At 64.8% G+C, this 24,084-nt stretch carries 18 protein-coding genes and 1 pseudogene; 9 read left to right on the top strand and 10 right to left on the bottom strand.

All coding sequences use genetic code 11. The annotated features are described in order from the left end of the window. Positions 1-232 precede the first annotated feature (232 nt). Positions 233-1,021 carry a hypothetical protein gene (locus AB7245_RS05420; protein ID WP_071916715.1) on the top strand — a complete coding sequence of 263 codons (789 nt, stop codon included), beginning with the start codon at positions 233-235 and terminating at the stop codon, positions 1,019-1,021. Between the two features lie 12 nt (positions 1,022-1,033). Here AB7245_RS05420 and AB7245_RS05415 read toward each other — a convergent pair whose 3' ends face one another. Next, positions 1,034-1,663, bottom strand: coding sequence for a glutathione S-transferase family protein (locus AB7245_RS05415; protein WP_085403570.1), 630 nt, complete (start codon positions 1,661-1,663; stop codon positions 1,034-1,036). A gap of 195 nt (positions 1,664-1,858) precedes the next feature. Here AB7245_RS05415 and AB7245_RS05410 point away from each other — a divergent pair, with 195 nt between their 5' ends. Further along, positions 1,859-3,013 (top strand): BBP7 family outer membrane beta-barrel protein, encoded by a 1,155-nt coding sequence (locus AB7245_RS05410; protein WP_161495885.1) that lies wholly within the window; start codon positions 1,859-1,861, stop codon positions 3,011-3,013. Between the two features lie 17 nt (positions 3,014-3,030). On the opposite strand, the gene AB7245_RS05405 is transcribed toward AB7245_RS05410, so the two are convergent. The 9 genes and pseudogenes from AB7245_RS05405 to AB7245_RS05365 all read right to left on the bottom strand — a co-directional run bounded on the left by AB7245_RS05405 (position 3,031) and on the right by AB7245_RS05365 (position 16,764). Then, entirely contained in the window at positions 3,031-3,624 is a 594-nt protein-coding gene (locus AB7245_RS05405) for a GNAT family N-acetyltransferase (RefSeq protein WP_085403568.1), read from the bottom strand. A 194-nt stretch (positions 3,625-3,818) separates the two neighbouring features. Continuing rightward, positions 3,819-6,266 (bottom strand): penicillin acylase family protein, encoded by a 2,448-nt coding sequence (locus AB7245_RS05400; protein WP_135214683.1) that lies wholly within the window; start codon positions 6,264-6,266, stop codon positions 3,819-3,821. A gap of 122 nt (positions 6,267-6,388) precedes the next feature. After that, on the bottom strand, positions 6,389-7,894 hold the full coding sequence (gene glpK / locus AB7245_RS05395; protein ID WP_085403566.1) for a glycerol kinase GlpK: 1,506 nt from the start codon (positions 7,892-7,894) through the stop codon (positions 6,389-6,391). A 264-nt stretch (positions 7,895-8,158) separates the two neighbouring features. Beyond that, positions 8,159-8,937, bottom strand: a pseudogene (locus AB7245_RS05390) (SDR family NAD(P)-dependent oxidoreductase). 155 nt (positions 8,938-9,092) lie between these two features. Beyond that, positions 9,093-10,235 (bottom strand): pimeloyl-CoA dehydrogenase small subunit, encoded by a 1,143-nt coding sequence (pimD, locus tag AB7245_RS05385; RefSeq protein ID WP_085403565.1) that lies wholly within the window; start codon positions 10,233-10,235, stop codon positions 9,093-9,095. 163 nt (positions 10,236-10,398) lie between these two features. Next, positions 10,399-11,589, bottom strand: coding sequence for a pimeloyl-CoA dehydrogenase large subunit (pimC, locus tag AB7245_RS05380; protein WP_085403564.1), 1,191 nt, complete (start codon positions 11,587-11,589; stop codon positions 10,399-10,401). A 52-nt stretch (positions 11,590-11,641) separates the two neighbouring features. Continuing rightward, on the bottom strand, positions 11,642-12,829 hold the full coding sequence (locus AB7245_RS05375) for an acetyl-CoA C-acyltransferase (protein ID WP_085403563.1): 1,188 nt from the start codon (positions 12,827-12,829) through the stop codon (positions 11,642-11,644). Next, the gene (gene pimA / locus AB7245_RS05370) at positions 12,826-14,508 is read right to left on the bottom strand and encodes a dicarboxylate--CoA ligase PimA (RefSeq protein ID WP_085403562.1); all 1,683 of its coding nucleotides are present in this window, start codon (positions 14,506-14,508) and stop codon (positions 12,826-12,828) included. The genes AB7245_RS05375 and pimA overlap by 4 nt, the downstream gene beginning before the upstream one ends. A 159-nt stretch (positions 14,509-14,667) precedes the next feature. Next, the gene (locus tag AB7245_RS05365; RefSeq protein WP_063980943.1) at positions 14,668-16,764 is read right to left on the bottom strand and encodes a 3-hydroxyacyl-CoA dehydrogenase NAD-binding domain-containing protein; all 2,097 of its coding nucleotides are present in this window, start codon (positions 16,762-16,764) and stop codon (positions 14,668-14,670) included. Positions 16,765-16,894: 130 nt separating this feature from the next. Here AB7245_RS05365 and AB7245_RS05360 point away from each other — a divergent pair, with 130 nt between their 5' ends. The 7 genes from AB7245_RS05360 (at position 16,895) to AB7245_RS05330 (ending at position 23,887) form a co-directional block, all read left to right on the top strand. Further along, positions 16,895-17,761 (top strand): IclR family transcriptional regulator, encoded by an 867-nt coding sequence (locus tag AB7245_RS05360; protein WP_085403561.1) that lies wholly within the window; start codon positions 16,895-16,897, stop codon positions 17,759-17,761. A 66-nt stretch (positions 17,762-17,827) separates the two neighbouring features. Continuing rightward, positions 17,828-18,625, top strand: coding sequence for an ABC transporter ATP-binding protein (locus tag AB7245_RS05355; protein WP_085403560.1), 798 nt, complete (start codon positions 17,828-17,830; stop codon positions 18,623-18,625). Beyond that, positions 18,622-19,335: an ABC transporter ATP-binding protein gene (locus AB7245_RS05350; RefSeq protein WP_014498266.1), complete on the top strand. Its 714-nt coding sequence runs from the start codon at positions 18,622-18,624 to the stop codon at positions 19,333-19,335. Before AB7245_RS05355 ends, AB7245_RS05350 begins: the two co-directional genes overlap by 4 nt. 12 nt (positions 19,336-19,347) lie before the next feature. Further along, on the top strand, positions 19,348-20,226 hold the full coding sequence (locus tag AB7245_RS05345; protein WP_063980940.1) for a branched-chain amino acid ABC transporter permease: 879 nt from the start codon (positions 19,348-19,350) through the stop codon (positions 20,224-20,226). A 2-nt stretch (positions 20,227-20,228) separates the two neighbouring features. Then, entirely contained in the window at positions 20,229-21,248 is a 1,020-nt protein-coding gene (locus AB7245_RS05340) for a branched-chain amino acid ABC transporter permease (protein WP_028151939.1), read from the top strand. Positions 21,249-21,288: 40 nt separating this feature from the next. Next, positions 21,289-22,518, top strand: coding sequence for an ABC transporter substrate-binding protein (locus AB7245_RS05335; RefSeq protein WP_071916729.1), 1,230 nt, complete (start codon positions 21,289-21,291; stop codon positions 22,516-22,518). A 142-nt stretch (positions 22,519-22,660) separates the two neighbouring features. Further along, a complete protein-coding gene (locus AB7245_RS05330; protein ID WP_085403582.1) occupies positions 22,661-23,887 on the top strand; it encodes an ABC transporter substrate-binding protein in 1,227 nt (408 codons plus the stop codon). Positions 23,888-24,084 lie beyond the last annotated feature (197 nt).

The raw sequence follows: 24,084 nt of genomic DNA, 5'->3' as shown, positions 1-24,084 counted from the left end.
CCGCGGTCCGGAATTCGGCTCACCGGCAATTTCGCGCAGGAACCGGGCGGTGTGAACTCGTTCACTTGTCCGCTCAACCTTGATTCGATACTCTGTCGGTCTACTACCTTCAAACCGATGGTTTGCTTGGGATCGAGCATATGAACCAGTTCATTGCACTGTTCGTCGCCGCGATCGCCCTTGTCGTGCTGCCTACGATTGCCGCGGCTGACTGTCCGAAAGGCTACGTGCCATGCGGCGAACGAAACCAGTTGTGCTGCCCGCGAAAGTAGCAAGTCGCAAATGGCTTTGGCTTGGTAGCCTCGTCTTTGTCGCGATCGGCCTGGTGATGGTTGCAGCCTGGGTCGGGTTCCCGCGAAAGAAACAGACGATCACGGCCATCCTCTCCGAGACCGGATATTTCGAGGTGGTCCCGCCGAGCACGTTCGGCGGTCCCGGCACCATCAACACGATCGAATATCTGAGCAATGGCCGGCTGGAGCTGCATCCGACCTGCGATATCGACCCCGCGCTGCTGGCCGACAAGATCCGGAAATCACCGACCGTGGATCGGGACCTGAAGCAGTCGCTCGAGAAGAATCTCGACGTGTCCGCGCAGGTCAGGGACAAGCTGTCGGCGGTCGCCGGAATGCAGCAGGTTGATTCAATTCACCTCAAGCTCGAGAACGCCAACATTCTCCTGATTTCCGACGAGTCGCTGATATCGACCCGCAATGCATTGCTGAAGGCCGAATGCGAGGACGCGATCGCCCTGAACCTTTCGAGCGGCGGAGTCGTCTGCCAGACGCGGTCCGTACTGGAGGCCGACGTCGTCTACGAGATCAAATATCACAACACGATTTCGATGGAGGAGCGGGCCAAGCTGACATCCGAGATCGCAGCGAAGCTCGAGCTGGACGCCCACCAGGGATCGGACGACAAGGTGTCCGGCTCTCAATTGTTCTTTGGCATAAGACTGTCGCCAAATCCGATCGTCCTGAAGTCCGCGGCGGGTGAGATCAAGCCCTGCAACAGGCGATAGGACGCCGCGCTTTCACCCCTTCGGCGGGGTCAGCGGCTGCACGATCTCCTTGAACGGTGCCAGCGCCTCGCAGCGTTCGGCATGTGCCGACAGCGCCGGATAGCGCGATGGCTCGAACAGAAGCGGATGCGCTTCACGGGTGAAGCGCACGACGCAGGCAACCGCAATGTCGGCGTGGCCGATCCGGCCGGCCAGCCAATACGGCGTCGTCACCCCGGCGCGTTCGGCCTCCAGCACGCCGAGCACGTCGGCGATCTGCGCCTGGCAGCGCTCGACCCACAACGCAAGCTGCTCCTTCCGCAGCACGCGCTCATAGAGCAGGCTCACCGCCTTGTCGCCGAGACCGGTGGCGAGTGCGCAGATGCGCAAATGCTTTCGTCGCTCGGCGCCGCCGCGCGGCAGCATCGCCTTCTCCGGCCCGACGAGCTCATCGAGATAATCGAGAATGATCGTGCTCTCGATCAGCGCCTCGCCGTCGTCGAGCACCAGGGTCGGCACGCGGCGCAGCGGATTATACGGCGCGATCTTGTCGGCGTCGCCGAAGGTGGACCATGGCCGGTGCTCAAAGGCGAGGCCGTAGAGCCGCAGCGCGATCGCGACACGGCGGACGAAGGGAGAATCGTATTGGCCAATCAGGAACATGGTTCTCGCTCACTAGTCAGTGCCGGGGCTCGAAGCCGGCCATTCACCTTCTTCACAAGGCTATTATCGAACGACACAGCCAGCGAGCGGTGCCCAACGGCAACAGCTACACATTTTCGTCTCGGCACCGCCTCAACTCCAGCTTGCCGAACAAATTGTCGCATGGTTCATTCCGCGGACCCAGAGGGAAGCCAAATGAATCGGCGGGCATTGAGAGCGGCAGCGGTCGGCCTGGCTCTTACGGCGATCGTGCCCGACGTCACGTCAGCAGCCGATCTGCCGATGAAGGCGCCGCCCAAACCTGCCGACTTCAATCCGTTCTGGGCCGAGGCCGACTACCTTGCCTGGAGCGTGACGGGCGACAAGCTGCCGGCGCTGGTGACCACGAGCCCGGTCGGCACGCCGCTGGGAGTTGTCGGCGTGCTCGGCCAGCCCACGACGACCGTGCTGTTCGGCAATTCCAGTGTGAACAACGACTGGCGTTCGGGCGGGCGCATCACCGCCGGCTACTGGTTCGATCCGCAGCGCAGCCGCGGCATTGAAGCCTCGTTCTTCGGGCTGGAGAATCTCTCGACCGGATTTGCGACCGACACCAATGCCAATCCGATCCTGGCACGGCCATTCACCAATGCGCTGACGGGATTTCCCGACGCGCTGATCGCGGGATTTCCGGGGCTGGCCACCGGCAGCGCCAGCGCGAGCGAAACCTCGCGCCTGCTCGGCGCCGGCGCGCTCTATCGCTGGGATCTCGGCGCGTGGAGCGGACAGCGCGTCAGCGCGCTGGTTGGCTATCGCTATCTGCGGTCGACCGACACGCTGACGATCTCCAATACCGCGACCATTCTTGCCTTCGGCACCTTCAGCCCCACCGACAATTTCAAGGCGTCGAGCAATTTCCACGGCCTCGATCTCGGCCTTACCGGCGACTGGCGCAATGGCCCGTGGTCGCTGGAGTGGCGCGGCAAGGTGGCGCTCGGCGCCAATCTCAACAGTGCCGACATTTCGGGCTCGACCGCCTCGACCGTGGCCGGCGTCACCACGACGGCCCCCGGCGGCTTCCTCGCGCTGTCGAGCAATATAGGCCATTACGACCAAACCCGCTTCGCCGTGGTGCCGGAGCTGTCGTTGAAGGCGGGATATCAGGTTGCGCCCGGCTGGCGGCTGATCGCCGGCTACGACGTGATGTACTGGACCGGCGTACAGCGCGCCGGCGGGCTGATCGACACCACCGTCAATCCGAACCTCGCGCCACCGCCGGCCGGCGGCGGGCCGAACCGGCCCGCGCCGGTGCTCAACACGACGAACCTGCTTGCGCAGGGGTTCAGCTTTGGCGTGCGGTATAATTATTGAGGGCGCGTAGCCCGGCATTACTCAATGATCGGCACATGCCTCGCCGCCGTCGGCGATGCCGTTCCATCGAGGCGCGGATCATCGGCCACCTCGATCTGGCGACGGAACGCACGAAATCCCGAGCGCTGATAGAACGTAACGGCGGACGGATGATCAAAGGTGCAGGTGTGCACCCAGACGCGGCGTAGCTCGCGCGACCAGGCAGTCTCCAGCGCACGGTTCATCAGGAAGCGAGCGGCGCCCGTCCCGATCAATCCGGCGGTGACGCCGAAATAGACCAGCTCGCACTGACCGGCCTCGCGAAAATCCAGCTCCAGCAGGCCTTCGTCGCGGCCGTCCACGACCAGGGCATAGACCTCGACGCCCGGCGCGTGGACGATCGCGGCAAGCTCCCTGTCATTCAGGCGCGCACGCGAGAACCACAGCCACTCCTCGCCGACACGGCGATGGAGGTCGCGATACCAATGAAGCGCGGGCGCGTCGACCTTGCGCAAGGACCAGCGGCCTGGAGGATCGTCGCGGCGCGCGGGAGGCGCGGTCATCTCCAGATGGGTGACGACCGCGGCGATCTTGCCAGCGGGGATGTCGGAATAGCCGTCGGGGATGATCATGGGGCCTCTCGGAAAGACATGGCGAACAGCTCGCTTGCGGCCCCATCCTTCGAGACGCCCGCCTATGGCGGGCCCTCAGGATGAGGCCGCGTTTCGCGGCGAGATATCAGACCCTCATGGTGAGGAGCCCGCCTAAGCGGGCGTCTCGAACCATGCAGGCCGCGCTCTTCCGCACTCTCCAGCCAACAAGTCGCTCATCGCGGCGTCAAGATGATCGCTTCCGCGGTCGCGGCTTCGACGGCCGGGCGGCTGTAGAGCAGCGGGACATATTGGCCCGTCGCCCAGAGCGGCGCGAGGTCGCGGTAATGGGCGCTGAAGGGATCGCCGGATTGGCCGGGCGTGTTGATGGTGCGGCTCGCATCCCAATTACCGACGTCGAGCACCATGCGGAACGATGCGCCGGCGAACAGCTGGTAATCGGCGCGGCGGTAGGTGGCCGCGCGCGGCACATTGGCGGCGCCGCCATAGGCGAGCGGGCCGACCGAGAGCTGTGCGGCGGTCGCCTTGTCGGCGAGCGGCATCAGCGCATGGTCGAATTTCGCGACATGCAGCCGGCCCCAGCGCCAGGTCGAGGCATCAGCCCCGAGCTTGCCCGTGACGTCGGCCACTGCGGCGCCGAGGCTGTCGCGCAGGATCTGGTCGCGCGCGGCAGCGGGATCGGAGCCGAACGACGCATCGGGAGATTCCAGATAGGCGACCAGCGCCGAAATGCTCGACGCCTCCGGCGCGATCAGATCGGCGGCCTTGGGAGCCGTGGTTTTCAGCAGCACCGGCCCAAGATGATTGGCGATCCAGACCTCGAACACGGCCGCCGCCGCGCTGTCGGCGGCATCGCGCGCGTCCCATGGCTTGAGCAGCTCGAGACCCTTCTTCACATTGGGATCGTCGGAGGTGAGCGGCTGCAACAGCTTGACGAGGCGTCGCCCCAGCATCGCGGTGTCGTCGTTCTGCAAATCCATGGCGTCGGCGAGCGTCACCTTGCTGTTGGCCGCGAGCACCTCGGTGATGCGTTGCCAGCGCGCGCTGTCGGACCATTCGAATCCGACCTTGCGTTCGGCTATCGGGTAATCGGCCGGCAGGTTCATCTGGTTGGCGGTGGCGAGAAAGCCCTGCTTGGGCTGATAGGCTTTCGGCAATTCGTCGAGCGAGAGAAAGCCCTGCCACTCATAGCGGCCGTCGCCGGGCACCGGCATCAGGCCGTCGAAGTTGGCGCGCCGCGGCGTCTTGCCGGCGGCGACCCAGCCGATATTGCCGCGGGTGTCGGCATAGACCTGGTTCTCCGACGGCGCGCCCCAGCGCCGCATGGCGGCGAGGAAGCCGTTCCAGTCCTTCGCGGTCATGTAGTCGGACGAGCCGAAATAGGCTGACGTGCCGGGCTCGAACCAGATCGAGCGCACGGCGAAGGCGCGCTTGTTCGCATCGTCGACGAAGATGACGGGACCGTGCCGGGTGAACTTCAGCTCGAGGTCGCGATCGGCCTCGCCTTTGACCTGCTCGGTCTCGTGGACGACGCGCATGTCTTCCCAGCCATTGCCATAGCGGTACTGGTTGGGGTTTTGCGGATTGAGCTCGTAGACGTAGAGGTCTTCCTGGTCGACGTTGAAGATGGTGAGGCCGAAGGCGATGGTGCCGTTGTGGCCGATCGAGATGCCGGGCAGCGCCGGCTCGCCGGCGCCGATCACCGAGAGGCCGGGCGCATTGAGGCCGACGATGTAGCGCAGCGAGGGCACGCTGTGCTCGCGATGCGGATCGTTGGCGAGGATCGGGCGGCCCGTCGCCGTGCGCGAGGCCGCGATCACCCAATTGTTGGAGCCGATGGTGTCGCGCTGCTGGTCGGCCTCGGTGAGGTATTTGTCGGGATCATGCGCGAGTGCGGCCTGCTTGTCCTTCGGTGCGGCAAAGGCCACCGGGCGCGTCGCGAGATCGTAGGCCGCGAGCACGGCCTTCGGCACGCTGCAGGGGTCGAGACCATCGGGGACTTTCGTGGTCCATGCCGGCTCGAGCTTGACGCGGAAACGATCGGCATCGAGGCCGGCCGCGCAGGCGACCAGCGAGCGTTTGACCTCGGAGGCGACATTGCGCGTCAGGCCGTGGCTGCGGATGCGGACGACGTCGTCCGCCGTCCACGGATCAGGCATCGTGCCGGCGATCCTGAACTCGATCGGCAGCGGACGCTTGCCCGCGCGCACATCGGCGACATAGGCATTGACGCCTGCGACGAACGCGTCCGCATAGGTCTTCGCCTTGGGGCCGTAGGCCACCCACTCTGCATTCATGTCGCCGCGATAGAGGAACAGCCGCAGCGCCTTGTCCTGCTCGGCATAGGCCGAGCCGAAATCCTTTGCGAGCAGGCCGAGCCCGCGCTTGCGCCAGAGATCGATCTGCCAGAGCCGGTCGCGCGCGGCGTTGAAACCCTGCAGGAAGAACAGGTCGTGCTCGTTGCCGGCATAGATGTGCGGGATGCCCCAGACGTCGACCAGGATCTGGGCGGGGGCGTCGAGGCCTGCGACGTCGGTCTTGAGCTGCCGCGCGCTTCCGAGCGGGTTCGCCTTCTCGCGCGCGATGGCTGTCGAGGTCAGCAGCGCGGCGCAGATGGCCGCGCCGCAGAGTTTTTGGATGACCCGGTTGAGATCCGTGTTCATTGTCGTCTCCCGTTGTTGTTATTTTAGCCCGTAGCCCGGATGGAGCGAAGCGTAATCCGGGAATCTTACTCGCGGAGAAAACCCCGGATTGCGCTTCGCTCCATCCGGGCTACGACATCCGCCTATCCCTCTCCTTCGTCGCTCGCGAGCACGCCCTTCACCGCGCGCGCCCAGCCCGCGAGCTTCCGCTCCCGCGTCGCCTGGCTCATGTTCGGCTTGAAGCGATGCTCGAGGCGCCAATTGTCGGCGAACTTCGTCGGCTCGGGATAGACGCCGGCCTGGAGGCCGGCGAGATAGGCCGCGCCCAACGCGGTCGTTTCCTGGATCACGGGGCGATCGACTGGTGCGTCCAAGAGATCGGCGAGGCGCTGCATGGTCCAGTCGGAGGCGGTCATGCCGCCGTCGACGCGCAGCACGACGCTCGCGACTTCCGAGCTCGGCCAGTCCGCGCGCATCGCGGCCCAGAGGTCGAAGGTCTGGTAACACACGCTCTCCAGCGCGGCGTGCGCGAGCTCGGCCGGGCCGGTGTTGCGGGTGAGGCCGAACAGCGCGCCGCGCACGCGCGGATTCCAGTAGGGCGCCCCCATGCCGACGAAGGCCGGGACCAGATAGACGCTCTGCATGGAATCGGACTGATCAGCGAGCGGGCCGGTCTCGGCGGCGTGCTTGATGATGCCGAGGCCGTCGCGCAGCCACTGCACCGCCGAGCCTGCGACGAAGATCGAGCCTTCGAGCGCGTAGGTGCGCTTGCCGTCGAGCTGATAGGCGACGGTTGTGAGCAGCTTGTTCTTGGAGACGACCGGCGTGGTGCCGGTGTTGAGCAGGGCAAAACAGCCGGTGCCGTAGGTCGACTTCATCATGCCCGGGCGGAAGCAGGCTTGGCCGATGGTCGCGGCCTGCTGGTCACCCGCGATGCCTGAGATCGCGATCGCGCCGCCGAACAGGTCCGGCGTGCTCTCGCCGAAGCGGGCGGAGGAATCCTTCACCTCGGGCAGCATCGAGCGCGGCACGCCGATGATCTCCAAGAGCTCGTCGTCCCACTGGCCGGTGTGGATGTTGAACAGCAGCGTGCGCGAGGCGTTGGTGGCGTCGGTGGCGTGCACCTTGCCGCCGGTGAGGCGCCAGAGCAGATAGCAGTCGACGGTGCCGAACATCAGCTCGCCGCGCGCGGCACGCGCCCGTGCGCCGGGGACGTGGTCCAGGATCCAGGCGACCTTGGTGCCAGAGAAATAGGGATCGATGATCAGGCCGGTCTTTTGCGAGATCACGGGCTCGCGGCCTTCTGCTTTCAATTTTGCGCAGATGTCGGCGGTGCGGCGGTCCTGCCAGACGATGGCGCGGTGCACGGCCTGGCCGGTGGCGCGGTCCCACACCACGGTGGTCTCGCGCTGATTGGTGATGCCGATCGCGGCGATGCCCTTGGGCCCGATGCCGGCCTGCTCGATCGCGTCGCGGCAGACCATCACGGTCGAGGTCCAGATGTCCTCCGGCTCGTGCTCGACCCAGCCCGAGGCCGGAAAATGCTGCGGAAACTCCTGCTGCGCGCGGGCGGCAATCGAGATGTCACTGCGAAAAACGATGGCGCGCGACGAGGTGGTGCCCTGGTCGATGGCGAGGACGAAAGACATGGAAGCTACCTTGGCGTTTCCCTGAGAGGGGGTCATTGTGTCGCGCCAAAGGGAGCGGATTAGGGCGGCAAGGTCAAGATTGGATCAACGCGCGCGGCTCCCCTTCCTTCTCCCCTTGCGGGAGAAGGTGGCGCGAAGCGCCGGATGAGGGGTATGCTTTAGCGAATTCAGCGGTAAGAGGGTTGCACATGGAGAGAAACCCCTCACCCGTCTCGCCGCTACGCGGCGAGCCACCCTCTCCCGCAAGGGGAGAGGGGAAGAAGGCTACACCGCCGCCGTCGTCACGCCGCCGTCGATGACGATGGTCTGGCCGGTCATGAAGCTTGAGGCGTCGGAGGCGAGGTAGGCGACGGCGCCGGCGATCTCGTCGGGCTCGCCGATGCGGCGGAGCGGCGTGGTGGCAGTGCGGCGCTTGAGGTTGGCTTCGTCTTCCCACAGCGCGCGGGCGAAATCGGTCTTGACGAGGCCGGGCGCGATGCAGTTGACGCGGACGCCTTTCGGGCCCCATTCGCCGGCGAGCGAGCGGCACAGCGCGAAATCGGCGGCCTTGGAGATGCCGTAGGCGCCGATCACGGTCGAGCCGCGCAGGCCCCCGATCGAGGAGATGATGACGACGGAGCCGTTGCCGCGCTCGGCCATTTGCGGGATCGCCAGCGCGGAGAGCCAGATGTTGCTCTTGACGTTGCTGCCCATGATCTTGTCGAAGGCCTCGTCGGTGATGTCGAGCAGCGGACCGTAATACGGGTTCACGGCGGCGTTGCAGACGAGGATGTCGATCTTGCCGTAGTGCTTGATCGTGCCCGAGATCAGCGCCTCGACCTCGGCCTTGCGCGCGATGTTGCAGGGAATGACGATGGCATCGCCACCGGCCGCGATGATGCCGTCGGCGACTTCCTTGCAGGCGTCCGCTTTCCGTGATGACATCACGACCTTGGCGCCGAGCTTTGCGAGCAGCTCCGCCGAGGAGCGGCCGATGCCGCGGCTGGAGCCGGTGACGATTGCGATGCGACCTTGCCGGTGAGATCGAACGGGGTGTTTTTCATTTTAGTGGCTCCCTCTTCTTTGCATCGTCAAACTCGCCGTCATGGCCGGGCTTGTCCCGGCCATCCACGTTCTTCCCTTGCCGCCAAGACGTGGATGCCCGGGACAAGCCCGGGCATGACGATCTCTGTGCGGCTACCGCCTCGCGATACGGTGACTAGATCAACCCGCTCCCATCCGCGACGCGGCGCTGGTGGTAGTCGGTATCACCAAAGCTGTTCTCGATCATGGTGAGGCGCTTGAAGTAGTGGCCGATCTTCGCCTCCATGGTCATGCCGATGCCGCCGTGGAGCTGGATCGCCTGCTGTCCCACGAACTTCAGCGACTTGCCGATCTGCACCTTGGCGGCGGCGATGGCGTTGGAACGCTCCTTGGCGTCCTCGAAATCCCCGGCCATGGTCGCGAACATCGACATCGATCGCGCCTGCTCGGCGGCGACGAACATGTCGGAGGCGCGGTGCTGCAACGACTGGAACGAGCCGATCGCAACGCCAAACTGCTTGCGCGTCTTGATGTACTCGACCGTGGTCTTGAGCGACTCGTCCATCAGGCCGACGGCCTCGGCGCAGAGCGCGATGCGGGCTTCGTCGACGACGCGCTCGATCAGCGCGAGCGAGTCGTCGGGATTGCCGATCGCGGCGTCCGCGCCCACTTCAACACCGGTGAAGGTGATGTCGGCGGCATGCAGGCCGTCCTGCGTCGGGTACGACTTCTTCGTCACGCCCTTGGCGCCCGCCGGCACCAGGAACACGCCGATGCCGGTCTTGTCGCGGCGGTCGCCCTTGGTGCGGGCGGTGACGATCAGGGTCTCGGCGTTCTCGCCGTTCAGAACGACGAACTTCTCGCCGTCGATCACCCAGCCGTCGCCCTTCTTCTTCGCCGTCGTCGAGACGTCGAAGAGATCGTAGCGCGAGTTCTTCTCGAGCTGGGCGAACGCCAGCGTCTTGCTGCCGTCGATGATCCCGGACACGTGCGCGGCCTTCTGCGCATCGGAGCCGGCGTGGCGCAGGAAGCCACCGCCGATCACGACGGTGGCCAGATAAGGCTCGAGCACCAGCGCCTTGCCGAGCGCTTCCATCACGATCATGGTCTCGACACCGCCGCCGCCGAAGCCGCCATCGGCCTCCGCGAAGGGCAGGCCAAGCAGGCCCTGCTCGGCGAGCTTGCCCCAGACGGCCTGGCTCCAGCCGCCCTTCTCCTTCATGTACTTCTTGCGGCTCTCGAAATCGTAGGAATCGGTCAGCAGGCCGTCGATGCTGTCCTTGAGAAGCCGCTGCTCCTCGTTCAGATCAAAATCCATGTTTCTCTCCAAATCGGCGGGAATTGCCCTGCCGTCGCCTTACCCTCAGACGTCATCCCCGCGAAGGCGGGGATCCAGTAAACGCAGCCGCCTGCCGTACTCGCGACCGCCGCGGCGTACTGGGTCCCCCGCCTTCGCGGGGGACGACACCGTCATTGTTGACTCACAGCCCCAGCACCGCCTTGGCGATGATGTTGCGCTGGATCTCGTTGGAGCCGCCGTAGATCGAGACCTTGCGGTTGTTGAAGTAGCTCGGCGCGATCTGGGCGGTCCACTCCATGGCTTCGTTCGAGCCGTCGTCGCCGTGCACGTCGTAGGGTGCTGCGAACGGACCGATCACTTCCATCAAGAGCTCGGTGGTGGTCTGCTGGATCTCGGAGCCCTTGATCTTCAGCACCGAGGACGCCGGATTGGGCTTGCCCTTGCCGTGCTTGCCCTCGTCGGCGACGACGCGCAGTTGCGTCAGCTCGAGCGCCTTCAGCTCGATCTCGCAGGCCGCCAGCTTCTCGCGGAAGGCGGCGTCCTGGATGATCGGCTTGCCGCCGGATTCGACCTTGGAGGCCAAGTCGCGGATGCGGCGCAGCCGCTCCTTGGACACGCCGACCCGGGCGATGCCGGTACGCTCATTGCCGAGCAGGAATTTGGCGTAATCCCAGCCCTTGTTCTCTTCGCCGATCAGGTTCTCGATGGGCACCTCGACGTCGTCGAAGAACACCTCGTTGACCTCGACGCCGCCGTCGATGGTCTGGATCGGACGCACGGTGACGCCCTTCGACTTCATGCTGAAGACGATGAAGGAGATGCCCATCTGCTTCTTGGCGGAGGGGTCGGTGCGGCAGAGGCAGAATATCATGTCGGCGTGCTGGGCGAGCGTGGTCCAGGTCTTCTGGCCGTTGATGATCCACTTGTCGCCCTTGCGCTCGGCCTTGGTCTTGAGCGAGGCAAGGTCGGAGCCGGAGCCGGGCTCGGAGAAGCCTTGGCACCACCAGTCGTCGACATTGGCGATGCGCGGCAGATACTGCTTCTTCTGCTCTTCGTTGCCGAAGGTGTAGATCACGGGGCCGACCATGCTGACGCCGAAGGCGAGCGGCTGCGGCGCCGGATAGGACTGCAGCTCCTCGTTGAAGATGTAGTGCTGCACGGAGGTCCAGCCGGTGCCACCATACTGCTTCGGCCAGTGGCTGACGCCCCAGCCCTTCTTGTTGAGGATGCGCCACCACGTCACCATCTCGTCCTTCGAGAGGTGGCGGCCCTCGACCAGCTTGCGCCGCGTATCCGGCGGTACGTTGTCGCGGAAGAATGATCGCACTTCCTCGCGAAACGCCTGCTCTTCCCTAGTGAATGCGAGATCCATCGGATCCTCCTGTGAGCTTCTTTGTTTCGTCGTCGTCAGGACGACGGTGAAATTACTGCAACACCTCGAACAGCCCGGCCGCGCCCATGCCGCCGCCGACGCACATGGTGACGACCGCATACTTCGCCTTGCGGCGGCGGCCCTCGATCAGGGCGTGACCGGTCAGGCGCGCGCCCGACATGCCGTAGGGATGGCCGACCGAGATCGCGCCGCCGTCGACGTTGATCTTCTCGGGGTCGATGCCGAGCTTGTCGCGGCAATACAGCACCTGCACCGCGAAGGCTTCGTTCAGCTCCCAGAGGCCGATGTCGTCGACGGTGAGGCCGTGGCGCTTGAGCAGGCGCGGCACGGCGAAGACCGGGCCGATGCCCATCTCGTCCGGCTCGCAGCCGGCGGAGACGAAGCCGCGGAAGATGCCGAGCGGCTTGAGGCCGCGCTTTGAGGCTTCCTTGTCGCTCATGATGACGGAGGCGCTGGCGCCGTCGGAGAGCTGGCTGGCATTGCCGGCGGTGATCGAAAAGCCTTCGCCGCGCACCGGCTTGAGGCCGGCAAGGCCTTCAGCCGTGGTCTCGGGGCGCGGGCCTTCGTCCTGCGACAAGGTCACCTCCTTGAACGAGACGGCGCCGGTCGCCTTGTCGGTGACCGCCATCTGCGTCGTGATCGGCGCGAGCTCGTCCTTGAACTTGCCGCCCTGCTGGGCCGCGGCGGTGCGGCGCTGGCTCTCCAGCGAATATTCATCCTGCTTCTCGCGCGAGATGCCGTAGCGCTTGGCGACGACTTCGGCGGTGTCGATCATGGGCATGTAGACCTCGCCCTTGATCTTGAGCAGCGCCGGGTCCTGGGCATGGAAGCCGTTCATCTTGTCGTTCTGCACGAGGCTGATCGACTCGCCGCCACCGCCGACAGCGATCTCGACGCCGTCGAAGATCACCGAGCGCGCGGCGAGCGCGATCGCCTGGAGGCCCGAGGCGCATTGCCGGTCGATGGTGGTGCCGGCGACGGTCACGGGGAGACCTGCGCGGAGCAGCGCCTTGCGCGCGATGTTGCCGCCGGTCGCGCCCTGCTGCAGCGCCGCGCCCATCACGACGTCCTCGACCTCCTTTAGATCGACCTTGGCGCGGGCGACGGCCTCGCCGATGGCGTGGCCGAGCAGCGTTGCGCCCTCGGTGGCGTTGAGCATGCCGCGATAGGCCTTGCCGATCGGGGTGCGGGCGGTGGAAACGATGACGGCGTCGGTCAAGAGCGACCTCCTGATGGGTGTTGGGTGGATTGTGATGGTTTCTGCTGCTGGCGCAATTCGTGGCGCGACAATTTTCCGACCGGCGTGCGCGGCAGATCGTCGACGAACTCGACCGCTGCCGGCAGTTCGTGCTTGCCGACCTTGCCGGCGAGTTGCGCGCGCAGCTCGTCGAGCGAAAACGGCTTGGCGTCCGGCTTGAGCTTGATGAAAGCCTTGGCGGCCTCGCCGCGATACTGGTCGGGAATGCCGAGCACGATCACCTCGTGCACGCCTGGAATGGTGTAGATCGCCTGCTCGATCATCTGCGGATAGACGTTGAAGCCGCCGGAGATGATCATGTCCTTCTTGCGGTCCACCAGGAAGAAGTAGCCGTCGGTGTCGACATAGCCGATGTCGCCGGTGAGGAAGCGGCCGTCTGAAAACGACTCCGCGGACTCCTTCGCCTTGTTCCAGTAGCCCTTGGTGACGTTCGGGCCCTTGATGCGGATCTCGCCGACTTCGCCCGGCGGCAGAACTTTTGTCGGATCATCCAGCGAGACCACGTCCATCTCGATGCCGGGCAGCATCAGGCCGATCGACCCCGGCTTGTCCGGTCCCGTCGGCGGGTGGCCGGTGCCGGGCGAGCAGGTCTCGGTCATGCCCCAGCCGCTGCGCAGCTTCTTGCCGACCTTGCGCTCGAAGAAGTTCGCGATCTCCACCGGCAGCGGCGCGCCGCCGGAGCCGATGACGGCGAGCGAGGAGAAGTCGCGCTTATCGAGATCGGGCAGTGCCGCGATCGCGATCCACATCGTCGGCACGCCCGGGAAGTACGTCGCGCGCTTGATTTCGATGTCGCGCATCACCGCCTCGACATCGAAGCGCTGGTGGAGCGAGATCAGATTGCCACGGCTGAGCGAGGACAGCAGCACGACGGTGAGCGCATAGATGTGGAACAGCGGCAGCACGCAGATCACGCGCTCGACGACGTCGCCGCGCGCCGCACGCGACGGCTTGCCCCAGACATCGTAGATCGACACCGCGGAGGTGAGATTGCCGTGGGTGAGCATCGCGCCCTTGGGCAGGCCGGTGGTGCCGCCGGTATATTGCAGCAGCGCGACGTCGTCGGCCGTTACGGACGGCCACTCAGCCGGCGCGGTCGCGCCCTCGACGAAGCTCTTGAAGGTGACGACGCGGGGATCATCGGGGATCGGCGCCTGCGGCGTGCCGACCTTGCCCCAATCGTCGTCCTCGCAGACGACGAGGCGATCGATCAGGCCCTTCTCCAAGAACTTCAGCGCGGTCGGCAGCAGCGCCGCGAGGTTGGAGGTGACGAGCAGGCGCGAGCCGGAATCCGAGACCTTGTGCGTCAGAGCGATCTCGCCGTCGAGCGGGGAGAGATGCGCGACGCGGGCACCGGCCTTGAGCGCGCCGAAGAAATTGACCGGATGGTCCGGCGTATTGCCGAGGAACAGCGCCACGGAGCTGTTCTTGCCGCAGCCGGCACGCAGGAACGCCGCTGCCGCGCGCTCGGCCATGGCGGCGAGCTCGGTATAGCTGATCGGACGATCGCGGAATTCCAGCGCGGTCCGCGGGCCGAAGTCGGCGGCGGCGTTCGACAAGAGGTCAGGCAGCGAGCCCTGGACGATGGTGTCGTCCCAACGCACGCCCTCGGGATAAAACTGTTCGCCGGGATGGGTCATTATTCTTGATTGGTTGAGCGAGCAACTAACAGAGACCGTCATTCCGGGGCGCGACAAAGTCGCGAGCCCGGAATCCATAACCACCAGCTGGGGTTATGGATTCCGGGCCTGCGCCTTGCGGCGCATCCCGGAATGACGAGGGTTGAGATGAAGCGGCCATCACGCCGCCTTCGACGCCGCGGCCAGCGACGCGAACGTCTTGCCTTCGGCCGCGAGCTTCTTCAGCAAGGGCGCGGGCTCGAGGCTCGGGTCGTTGGTCTCCTTGGCGTAGAAGGAGAGACGATCAGCGATGTGCTTGAGGCCGACGGTGTCGGCCCAGAACATCGGGCCGCCGCGGTAGATCGGCCAACCGTAGCCGTAGAGCCAGACCACGTCGATGTCGGAAGGACGCGCCGCGATGCCCTCTTCGAGGATCTTCGCGCCCTCGTTGATCATCGGGTACATCATACGCTCGAGGATCTCCTCGTCGCTGACGACGCGCTTCTTGCGGCCGAGACGGAGCAGCGTCTCGTCGATCAGCTTTTCGACCTCCGGATCGGGCAGCGCGGAGCGACTTCCTGCTTCATACTTGTAGTAGCCCTTGCCGGTCTTCTGGCCGAAGCGGCCGGCTTCGCAGAGTGCGTCCGCGATCTCCGACTTGATGCCGCGGTCCTTGCGCGAGCGCCAGCCGATGTCGAGGCCGGCGAGGTCGCCCATCGCGAACGGCCCCATCGGCATGCCGAATTTGGTAACCACGGCATCGACCTGCTGCGGCAAGGCACCTTCGAACAGCAGCTTCTCCGATTGCTTGCCACGCTGCGCCAGCATGCGGTTGCCGACGAAGCCGTCGCAGACGCCGACCACGGCCGGCACCTTCGCGATCTTGCGCGCGATGGTCACGGCGGTGACCAGCGCATCCGGCGCGGTCTTGTCGGCGCGCACGATCTCGCACAGCTTCATGACGTTGGCGGGCGAGAAGAAGTGCATGCCGAGAACGTCCTGCGGCCGCTTGGTCGACTTCGCGATCTCGTCGATGTTGAGGTAGGAGGTGTTGGAGGCGAGTACGGCACCGGGCTTGACGTATTGGTCGAGCTTGCCGAACACTTCCTTCTTCACCGCCATGGTCTCGAACACGGCCTCGATCACCAGGTCAGCATCGCCGACGTTCTCGATGCCGACAACGCCGTTGATCAGCGCCATGCGCTTGGCGGGCGCGTCGGCCGGGATGCCGCCGCGCGCGGCGGTCGCTTCCCAGTTCTTCTGCATGATGCCCATGCCGCGCTTGAGCTGCTCCTCGCCGGTCTCGATCAGGGTGACTGGCACGCCGGCATTGGCAAAGGACATCGCGATGCCGCCGCCCATGGTGCCGGCACCGAGGATGGCGACGCGGTTCACGGGCCGCGACTTGGTGCCTTCAGGGACGCCGGCGATCTTGCTGGCCTCGCGCTCGGCGAAGAAGGCATAACGCTGCGCCTTGGACTGGTCGCTGGAGACGAGCTTGAGGAAGCCCTCGCGCTCCTTCTTCAGCCCCTCGTCGAACGGCAGGTCGATGGCGTAGCCGACGGCGTCGGCGGCGGCGAACGGCGCTTCCAGGCCGCGCGACTTCTTGGTCATGGCGGCGACCGCATTGGTGAAGATCGAGCGGTCGGCCTTGGCCGCGGCGAGCTTGGAATCGTCGTCGCGCAGGCGCCGCAGCGGACGCTTCTCGGCGAGCAGCTTGCGCACGAAGGCTTCGCCGCCGGAGGCCGGACCTTCGACGATCTCCTCGATCAGGCCATTCTTGAGCGCTTCGGCAGCACCGATCGGATCACCGCCGACGATCATCTTGACCGCGAGTTCCGGCCCGACCGCGCGCGGCAGACGCTGGGTGCCGCCGGCGCCCGGCAGCAGGCCGAGCTTCACCTCGGGCAGGCCGAGCTTGGCTTCCTTCACGGCCACGCGGAAATGACAGGCCAGCGCGACCTCGAGGCCGCCGCCGAGCGCGGTGCCGTGGATCGCGGCGACGACCGGCTTGGGCGAGTTCTCGATCTCGGCCAGGACGTCGTTGAGGGCGGGCGGCTTCGGCGGCTTGCCGAATTCGGTGATGTCGGCGCCGGCGATAAAGGTGCGGCCGGCGCAGGTCAGGACGATGCCCTTGATCGCGGGATCGGCGATCGCGGCCTTGATGCATTCGAGAATGCCGCCGCGCACTGCGGCACTCAGCGCATTGACCGGAGGACTGTTGACCGTGACGATCCCGACTTCGTCATGACGCTCAAGCTTGACCACTTCGCTCACGGCTTCCCTCCTTGGTGGGGATTTACTTTTGTTCGATTTCGCGGTGCGGAATTTAATTCCGCATCTTGACGGCAGGGTTATTTTGAAGCACGGACGTTGTCAACGACTCCGCGCAAGAAGCAGATCAGGGATGAAGCGTACAGGCAAGAAGACTGCGATCGATCGGAATTTCGTCGTCGCGCTTTCCCGCGGACTAGATGTATTGCGCGCATTCCAACCCAGCGACGGACTTCTCGGCAACCAGGAGATCGCCGCGCGGACGAACCTGCCCAAGCCGACCGTTTCGCGCCTGACCTACACGTTGACGAAGCTCGGTTATCTGACACCGGTTCCCCGTTTCGAGAAGTATCAGCTCGCGCCCGCCGCGATGGCGCTCGGTTATGCGGCGTTATCCAATCTCGGCGTTCGGCATTTGTCCGAGCCATTTCGCGAGGAATTGATGCGCGCGACCGGCGGCGCCGTCGCAATCGGCGGCCGCGACCGTCACAGCATGATCTATTTCGGGCAAAGTCGCGGCAGCGAGACGGTCGGCGTTCAACTTGACGTCGGCTCCCGCGTGCCGATTGCAACCAGCGCGATGGGCCGTGCCTATTTCTGGGCGCTCGACGAAGAAGGTCGCGCCGAGGTGTCCCGCATCCTGCGCGAACATTACGGCAGCCGCTGGCCGAAGATGCGCGACGGACTGGAACGTTCAGGCGAGACCGTTGCGAAATACGGTTTCGCGATGTCCGTCGGCGACTGGCACGACGACATCGGCGCCGCCGGCGTCGCGCTCAAGCTCAACGACGGAACCGGACCTTACGCATTCAATTGCGGCGCGCCCGCATTCCGCTTCACGGAAGAGCGTTTGATCAACGACATTGGACCGCGTCTGCTGGCGATGGTAAGGAACATTGAAGCGGCACTCGGGGGACTGATGCCGCAATCCAAAAAAGAAGTCAGCAAAAAGCTGAAATCAGGAGGAAAAGTTGCGCGTGTGGCCGAGGGGTTCAGATAGCCTTTGTCATCACCGGGAGCGGTTCGCATCGCCCCTTCGCCCACTGACGTATGTGGGCGAGACGAGATGACGCAGGCACAGCTCGCGCGGGGGACATCGCCCCTGCTCGCGGTTCGCGACGTCAGCGTCGTGTTCGGCGGCATCATTGCGCTCAACGGCGTGTCCTTTGACATGCACAAGGGCCAGATCCTCGGATTGATCGGCCCCAACGGCGCCGGCAAGACCACGCTCTTCAACTGCCTCTCGCGGCTCTATCAGCCGTCGTCGGGCGACATCCTGATGGAAGGCGCGAGCATCCTGTCGCGGCCTCCGCACCGGATCGCCGAGATCGGCATCGGCCGCACCTTCCAGAACGTGGCGCTGTTTCCGAACCTCTCGGTGATGGACAACGTCCGCGTCGGCGCCCATTCGAAGACCTCCAGCGACATCATCAGCGACTCGCTTCGGCTCGCCTGGGTCCGGCGCAGCGAGACCGAGGTCAACAAGAAGGTGCAGGAGATCCTCGCCTATCTCAAGCTCGAGGACGTCGCCCACACCATCGTGTCCGGCCTGCCCTTCGGCACGCAGAAACGCGTCGAGCTGGCGCGCGCGCTCGCGGCAGACCCGAAGATCCTGCTGCTCGACGAGCCGGCCGGCGGCCTCAACCACGAGGAAGTCTATCTGCTCGGCGACCTCATCCGCCGCATCCGCGACGACCGCCACATGACCGTGCTGCTGGTCGAGCACCACATGGGCCTCGTGATGTCGATCGCCGACCACGTCGTCGCGCTGAATTTCGGCAAGAAGCTCGCGGAAGGCACGCCGGCCCAGGTGCAGGCGGACCCCGACGTCATCAAGGCCTATCTCGGGAGCAAGGACCAATGACGACGCTGCTCAACGTCAAGGACCTGCGCGCCTATTACGGCCAGGTCCAGGCGCTCCATGGCCTGTCCTTCTCGCTCAACGAGGGATCGTTGACGACGCTGCTCGGCGCCAATGGCGCCGGCAAGACCACCACCCTGCGCGCGATCTGCAACATGGTGCGTTCCACCGGCGCGATCGAGTTCGAAGGCAAGCCGCTCAGCAACCGCTCCACCGAGAGCATCGTGCGGTTCGGCATCGCCCACGTGCCGCAGGGCCGCGGCACCTTCACGACCATGACGGTCGAGGAGAACCTCCAGCTCGGGGCCATCACCCGCAAGGACAGCGCCGGCATCGTTTCCGACATCGAGCGCATGTACGCGCATTTCCCGGTGCTCAAGCAGCGCCACACCCAGCAGGCCGGCACGCTCTCGGGCGGCGAGCAGCAGATGCTCGCGGTCGCCCGTGCGCTGATGCTGCGGCCGCGCCTGATGCTACTCGACGAGCCGTCCTTCGGACTGGCGCCGCTGGTCGTGCGCGACCTGTTCGGCATCCTCGGCAAGATCAATCGCGAGGACAAGGTGTCGATCCTGGTGGTCGAGCAGAACGCCCAGCTCGCGCTCGAGCTCGCCGACCAGGCCTATGTGATCGAGACCGGACGCATCGTGATGTCGGGCAATGCCAAGGACATCGCGAACAACGAAGAAATCCGCAAATCCTATCTGGGTTACTGAGGAGCCGGCACGATGGAGCTGTTCACCAACCAAGTGCTGGCCGGCATCGCCACGGGCGCGATCTACGCCTGCATGGCGCTCGCCGTGGTCATGATCTACCAGGCGATCGACCATCTCAACTTCGCGCAGGGCGAGATGGCGATGTTCTCGACCTTCATCTCCTGGCAGCTGATGCAGTGGGGCGTGCCTTACTGGGCCGCCTTCATCCTCACGCTGGCGCTCTCCTTCGTCGCCGGTATCGCGATCGAGCGCATCCTGTTCAAGCCGCTGGCGAAAGCGCCGGTGCTGACCAACGTCGCCGGCTTCATCGCCCTGTTTGCGATCATCAACTCCTCGGCCGGCCTGATCTGGGACTTCACCATCAAGCAGTACCCGACCCCGTTCGGCTCCGCGCCGTTCCTGGGAAGCCAGCTGATCTCGACCCACCAGGCCGGCATGATCGGCGTCACGGTGCTGCTGCTGCTCGGCCTCTACTTCTTCTTCCAGTACACGCGCATCGGCCTGGCCATGCGCGCGGCCGCCTCGGTGCCTGAATCGGCCCGCCTCGTCGGCATCAACACGTCCTGGATGATCGCGCTCGGCTGGGGCATGGCGACCGCGATCGGCGCAATCGCCGGCATGCTGATCGCCCCTGTCGTGTTCCTCGAGCCCAACATGATGGGCGGCGTGCTGATCTACGGCTTTGCCGCCGCGGTGCTCGGCGGTCTCACCAGCCCGTTCGGCGCCGTGGTCGGCGGCTTCCTGGTCGGGATCTTCGAGAACCTCGCCGGCACCTACATCCCCGGCGTCGGCAATGAGCTGAAGCTCCCGATCGCGCTCGCGCTGATCATCTCCGTCCTGGTCGTCAAACCCGCTGGCCTGTTCGGCCGGCACATCGTCAAGCGAGTTTGATCATGAGCGCTGCAGAAGAAGTCGTTGCAGAAGGCCACGAGGCGGTCGAGGCTGTTCCGAAGCGGGCCATGACGCTGGGCACCGGCACCTCGCTGGTGGTGCTCGCGGCACTGCTGATCGCACCCGTTTTCGTCAAGAACTTCATCATCTTCCAGATGACGATGCTCCTGATCTACGGGCTCGCGGTGCTGGCGCTGAACATCCTGACCGGCGGAAGCGGCCAATTCTCGCTCGGCCAGAGCGCGTTCTACGCGGTCGGTGCCTATACGACAGCGGTGCTGATGGAGCACTTCAACGTCAATTACGCGCTGACGCTGCCGATCGCCGGCGTCGTCTGTTTCGGCTTCGGCTTCCTGTTCGGGCAGCCGGCGCTGCGGCTCTCCGGCGTCTACCTCGCGCTTGCGACCTTCGCGCTCGCCACCGCCATGCCGCAGCTCCTCAAGCTGAACTTCCTCGAGCACTGGACCGGCGGCGTGCAGGGCCTCGTCGTCACCAAGCCGGACGCGCCGTTCGGGCTGCCGATGTCGCAGGACATGTGGCTGTATTACTTCACGCTCGTGGTCGTGATTGCGATCTACATCTTCTCGGTGAACCTGCTGCGTTCCCGCTCGGGCCGCGCCTTCATGGCGATCCGCGACAACGAGATCGCGGCCTCCGCGATGGGCGTCGACGTCGCGCTGTACAAGACGCTGGCCTTCGGCGTCTCCGCCGCCATCACCGGCATCGCCGGCTCGCTCGGCGCCATCGCGGTGCAATTCGTCGCGCCCGACAGCTACACCATCACGCTCGCGATCTCGCTGTTCCTCGGCATGGTCGTCGGCGGCGTCGGCTGGCTGCCCGGCTCGATCGTCGGCGCTGCCTTCATCATCTTCGTGCCGAACATCGCGGAGGGCATCTCCAAGGGCCTCTCCGGCGCGGTGTTCGGCGTGCTCCTGTTCCTCGTCATCTACCTCGTGCCGCATGGCGCAAGGCAAGTCGCGATCCTGGGCCAGCAACTCGCCGGTCGGCTCAGGAAGAACTGAAACGTCCATCCAGACTGTTGTTTTAACCAAGGAGACCCAATTGCTTTTCGGAAGAATACTGCGAACCACCGCACTCGTAACGGCGGTCGCGACCCTCACCTCCGGCGCAGCACTTGCCCAGAAGAAATACGACACCGGCGCGTCCGATACCGAGATCAAGATCGGCAACATCATGCCGTACAGCGGTCCGGCGTCGGCCTATGGCATCATCGGCAAGACCGAAGAAGCCTATTTCAAGATGATCAACGACAAAGGCGGCATCAACGGCCGCAAGATCAACTTCGTCACCTATGACGACGCCTATTCGCCGCCGAAGGCCGTCGAGCAGGTCCGCAAGCTGGTCGAGAGCGACGAAGTGCTGGCCGTGTACAATCCGCTCGGCACGCCCTCGAACACGGCGATCCAGAAGTACCTGAACGCCAAGAAGATCCCGCAGCTGTTCGTCGCCACCGGCGCCACCAAGTGGAACGACGCGAAGAACTTCCCCTGGACCATCGGCTGGCAGCCCTCCTACCAGAGCGAAGCGCAGATCTACGCGAAATGGCTGATGAAGGAAAAGCCGAACGCCAAGGTCGCGATCCTCTACCAGAACGACGATTTCGGCAAAGACTACCTCAAGGGCACCAAGGACGGTCTCGGCGCCAAGGGCGCGTCCATGATCATCATGGAAGAGAGCTACGAGATCTCCGAGCCGTCGATCGACGGCCACATCGTCAAGATCAAGGCCGCCAATCCCGACGTGCTGCTGATCTACGCGACGCCGAAGTTCGCGGCCCAGACCATCAAGAAGACCGCCGAGCTCAGCTGGAAGCCGCTCCAGATCCTCACCAACGTGTCGATCTCGGTCGGCAGCGTGATGAAGCCGGCCGGCTTCGAGGCCTCGCAGGACGTGCTGTCGGCGGCCTATGCCAAGGATTCCACCGACCCGCAGTGGAACAACGATCCCGGCATGAAGAAGTGGAACGAGTTCGTCGACAAGTACATGCCCGGCGCCGACAAGACCGACACCGGCATGGTCTACGGCTACGGCGCGGCGTCGACCCTGGTCAAGACGCTGGAGATGTGCGGTGACGACCTCACCCGCGCCAACCTGATGAAGCAGGCCGCTTCCTTGAAGGATTTTGCACCGGACACGCTGCTGCCCGGCGTCAAGATCAACACCAGCGCCACCGACTTCGCCCCGATTTCGCAGCTCCAGATGCAGCGCTTCAAGGGCGAGAAGTGGGAACTGTTCGGCGAGATCATCAGCGGCGACGTCGCCTCCGAGTGACGCTGACGCAATAGTCCAAGTCTGGTCAGTTCAAGTCTAGTCAAATCTGACAAAGCCCCCGCGGGCGACCGCGGGGGCTTTTTGTTGACGTCAGGCGTCAATCTTGTTCAATGCGGCGCCGATCCATTCCGGGTGGAGAAAGATGACTGTCGTTCGATTTCAGGTTGCGGCCGTTTCGGCCGCGCTCGCGTTGTGCACTGCGGTGAGCAGCCCGGCACTGGCGCAAAAGAAATACGACAGCGGCGCTTCCGATACCGAGATCAAGATCGGCAACATCATGCCCTATAGCGGGCCGGCCTCCGCCTATGCCGCGATCGGCAAGGCCGAGGAAGCCTATTTCAACAAGATCAATGCCGAGGGTGGCATCAACGGCCGCAAGATCAAGTTCATCTCCTACGACGACGGCTATTCGCCGCCGAAGACGGTGGAGCAGGCGCGCAGGCTGGTCGAGAGCGACGGCGTGCTGCTGATCTTCGGCTCGCTCGGCACCTCCACCAACGGCGCCATCCGCAAATACATGAACGAGAAGAAGGTGCCGCAGCTGTTCGTGGCGAGCGGCGCCTCCAAGTGGAACGATCCGAAGCAATATCCGTGGACCATGGGCTGGCAGCCGAGCTACGCCAGCGAGGCGCGCATCTACGCCAAATACATCATGAAGGAGAAGCCGGACGCGAAGATCGGCGTGCTCTACCAGAACGACGATTTCGGCAAGGACTATCTGAGAGGGCTGAAGGACGGCTTAGGGGCCAAGGCGTCGATGATCGTGCTCGAAGACGGCTACGACACGTCGGAGCCTGCGATCGACGAGCACGTCGTGAAGCTGAAGGCCTCGGGCGCCGACGTCTTCCTCAGCATCACCACGCCGAAATTCGCCGCGCAGGCGATCAAGAAGGCGGCCGAGATCAACTGGCATCCGGTCCACATCATCTCCAACGTCTCGGCGTCGGTCGGCGGCGTGCTCGAGCCCGCGGGCATGGAGATCTCGCAAGGCATCCTGTCGGCGAGCTACACCAAGGACGGCTCCGACCCGCAATGGAATGCCGATGACGGCATGAAGAAGTTCTATAGCTTCCTCGCGCAGTACGACCCCAAGGCCAACAAGCTCGATGCCGGCGTGGTGTTCGGCTATGCCGCGGCCCAGACCATGGTGAAGGTGCTGCAGATGTGCGGCGACGAGCTCACCCATGAGAACGTCATGAAGCAGGCCGCTTCCTTGAAGGATTTCGAGCCCGACACGCTGCTGCCCGGCATCAAGATCAACACCTCCGCCGATAATTTCGCCCCGATCGAGCAGCTCCAGATGATGCGGTTCAAGGGCAGGAAATGGGAGCTGTTCGGCGACATCATCTCGAGCGAGCTCGGCCACTGAAGCCGCGCAACTCAAAATCGCCTCCGACTGGTTAATCAACTCAAGACAGCGGCGCCGTCTCGCAGTCGCACACGAGCGCGCGCCGGTCCTTGACTACTAAAGGAGCAGCCCCTGCGACACAGCCGCGGGGGCTTTCTGTTGAAGGCTCCCGGTAAATCGTATTGAATTGCCTCCGCGCCGCCAAAAATCATCAAGCC

The sequence above is a fragment of the Bradyrhizobium sp. 604_D8_N2_3 genome (assembly GCF_051810765.1).
Lineage (GTDB): Bacteria > Pseudomonadota > Alphaproteobacteria > Rhizobiales > Xanthobacteraceae > Bradyrhizobium > Bradyrhizobium barranii.
Note: the sequence above shows the minus strand (reverse complement) of the source record. Positions and strands in the feature narration are given on the sequence as shown.

Excerpts from the sequence above, each read along its gene's own strand:
- AB7245_RS05420 (WP_071916715.1), top strand. The coding sequence starts at position 233 with ATGCGGCGAACGAAACCAGTTGTGCTGCCCGCGAAAGTAGCAAGTCGC.
- AB7245_RS05415 (WP_085403570.1), bottom strand. The coding sequence starts at position 1,663 with ATGTTCCTGATTGGCCAATACGATTCTCCCTTCGTCCGCCGTGTCGCG.
- AB7245_RS05410 (WP_161495885.1), top strand. The coding sequence starts at position 1,859 with ATGAATCGGCGGGCATTGAGAGCGGCAGCGGTCGGCCTGGCTCTTACG.
- AB7245_RS05405 (WP_085403568.1), bottom strand. The coding sequence starts at position 3,624 with ATGATCATCCCCGACGGCTATTCCGACATCCCCGCTGGCAAGATCGCC.
- AB7245_RS05400 (WP_135214683.1), bottom strand. The coding sequence starts at position 6,266 with ATGAACACGGATCTCAACCGGGTCATCCAAAAACTCTGCGGCGCGGCC.
- glpK (WP_085403566.1), bottom strand. The coding sequence starts at position 7,894 with ATGTCTTTCGTCCTCGCCATCGACCAGGGCACCACCTCGTCGCGCGCC.
- pimD (WP_085403565.1), bottom strand. The coding sequence starts at position 10,235 with ATGGATTTTGATCTGAACGAGGAGCAGCGGCTTCTCAAGGACAGCATC.
- pimC (WP_085403564.1), bottom strand. The coding sequence starts at position 11,589 with ATGGATCTCGCATTCACTAGGGAAGAGCAGGCGTTTCGCGAGGAAGTG.
- pimA (WP_085403562.1), bottom strand. The coding sequence starts at position 14,508 with ATGACCCATCCCGGCGAACAGTTTTATCCCGAGGGCGTGCGTTGGGAC.
- AB7245_RS05360 (WP_085403561.1), top strand. The coding sequence starts at position 16,895 with ATGAAGCGTACAGGCAAGAAGACTGCGATCGATCGGAATTTCGTCGTC.
- AB7245_RS05355 (WP_085403560.1), top strand. The coding sequence starts at position 17,828 with ATGACGCAGGCACAGCTCGCGCGGGGGACATCGCCCCTGCTCGCGGTT.
- AB7245_RS05350 (WP_014498266.1), top strand. The coding sequence starts at position 18,622 with ATGACGACGCTGCTCAACGTCAAGGACCTGCGCGCCTATTACGGCCAG.
- AB7245_RS05345 (WP_063980940.1), top strand. The coding sequence starts at position 19,348 with ATGGAGCTGTTCACCAACCAAGTGCTGGCCGGCATCGCCACGGGCGCG.
- AB7245_RS05340 (WP_028151939.1), top strand. The coding sequence starts at position 20,229 with ATGAGCGCTGCAGAAGAAGTCGTTGCAGAAGGCCACGAGGCGGTCGAG.
- AB7245_RS05330 (WP_085403582.1), top strand. The coding sequence starts at position 22,661 with ATGACTGTCGTTCGATTTCAGGTTGCGGCCGTTTCGGCCGCGCTCGCG.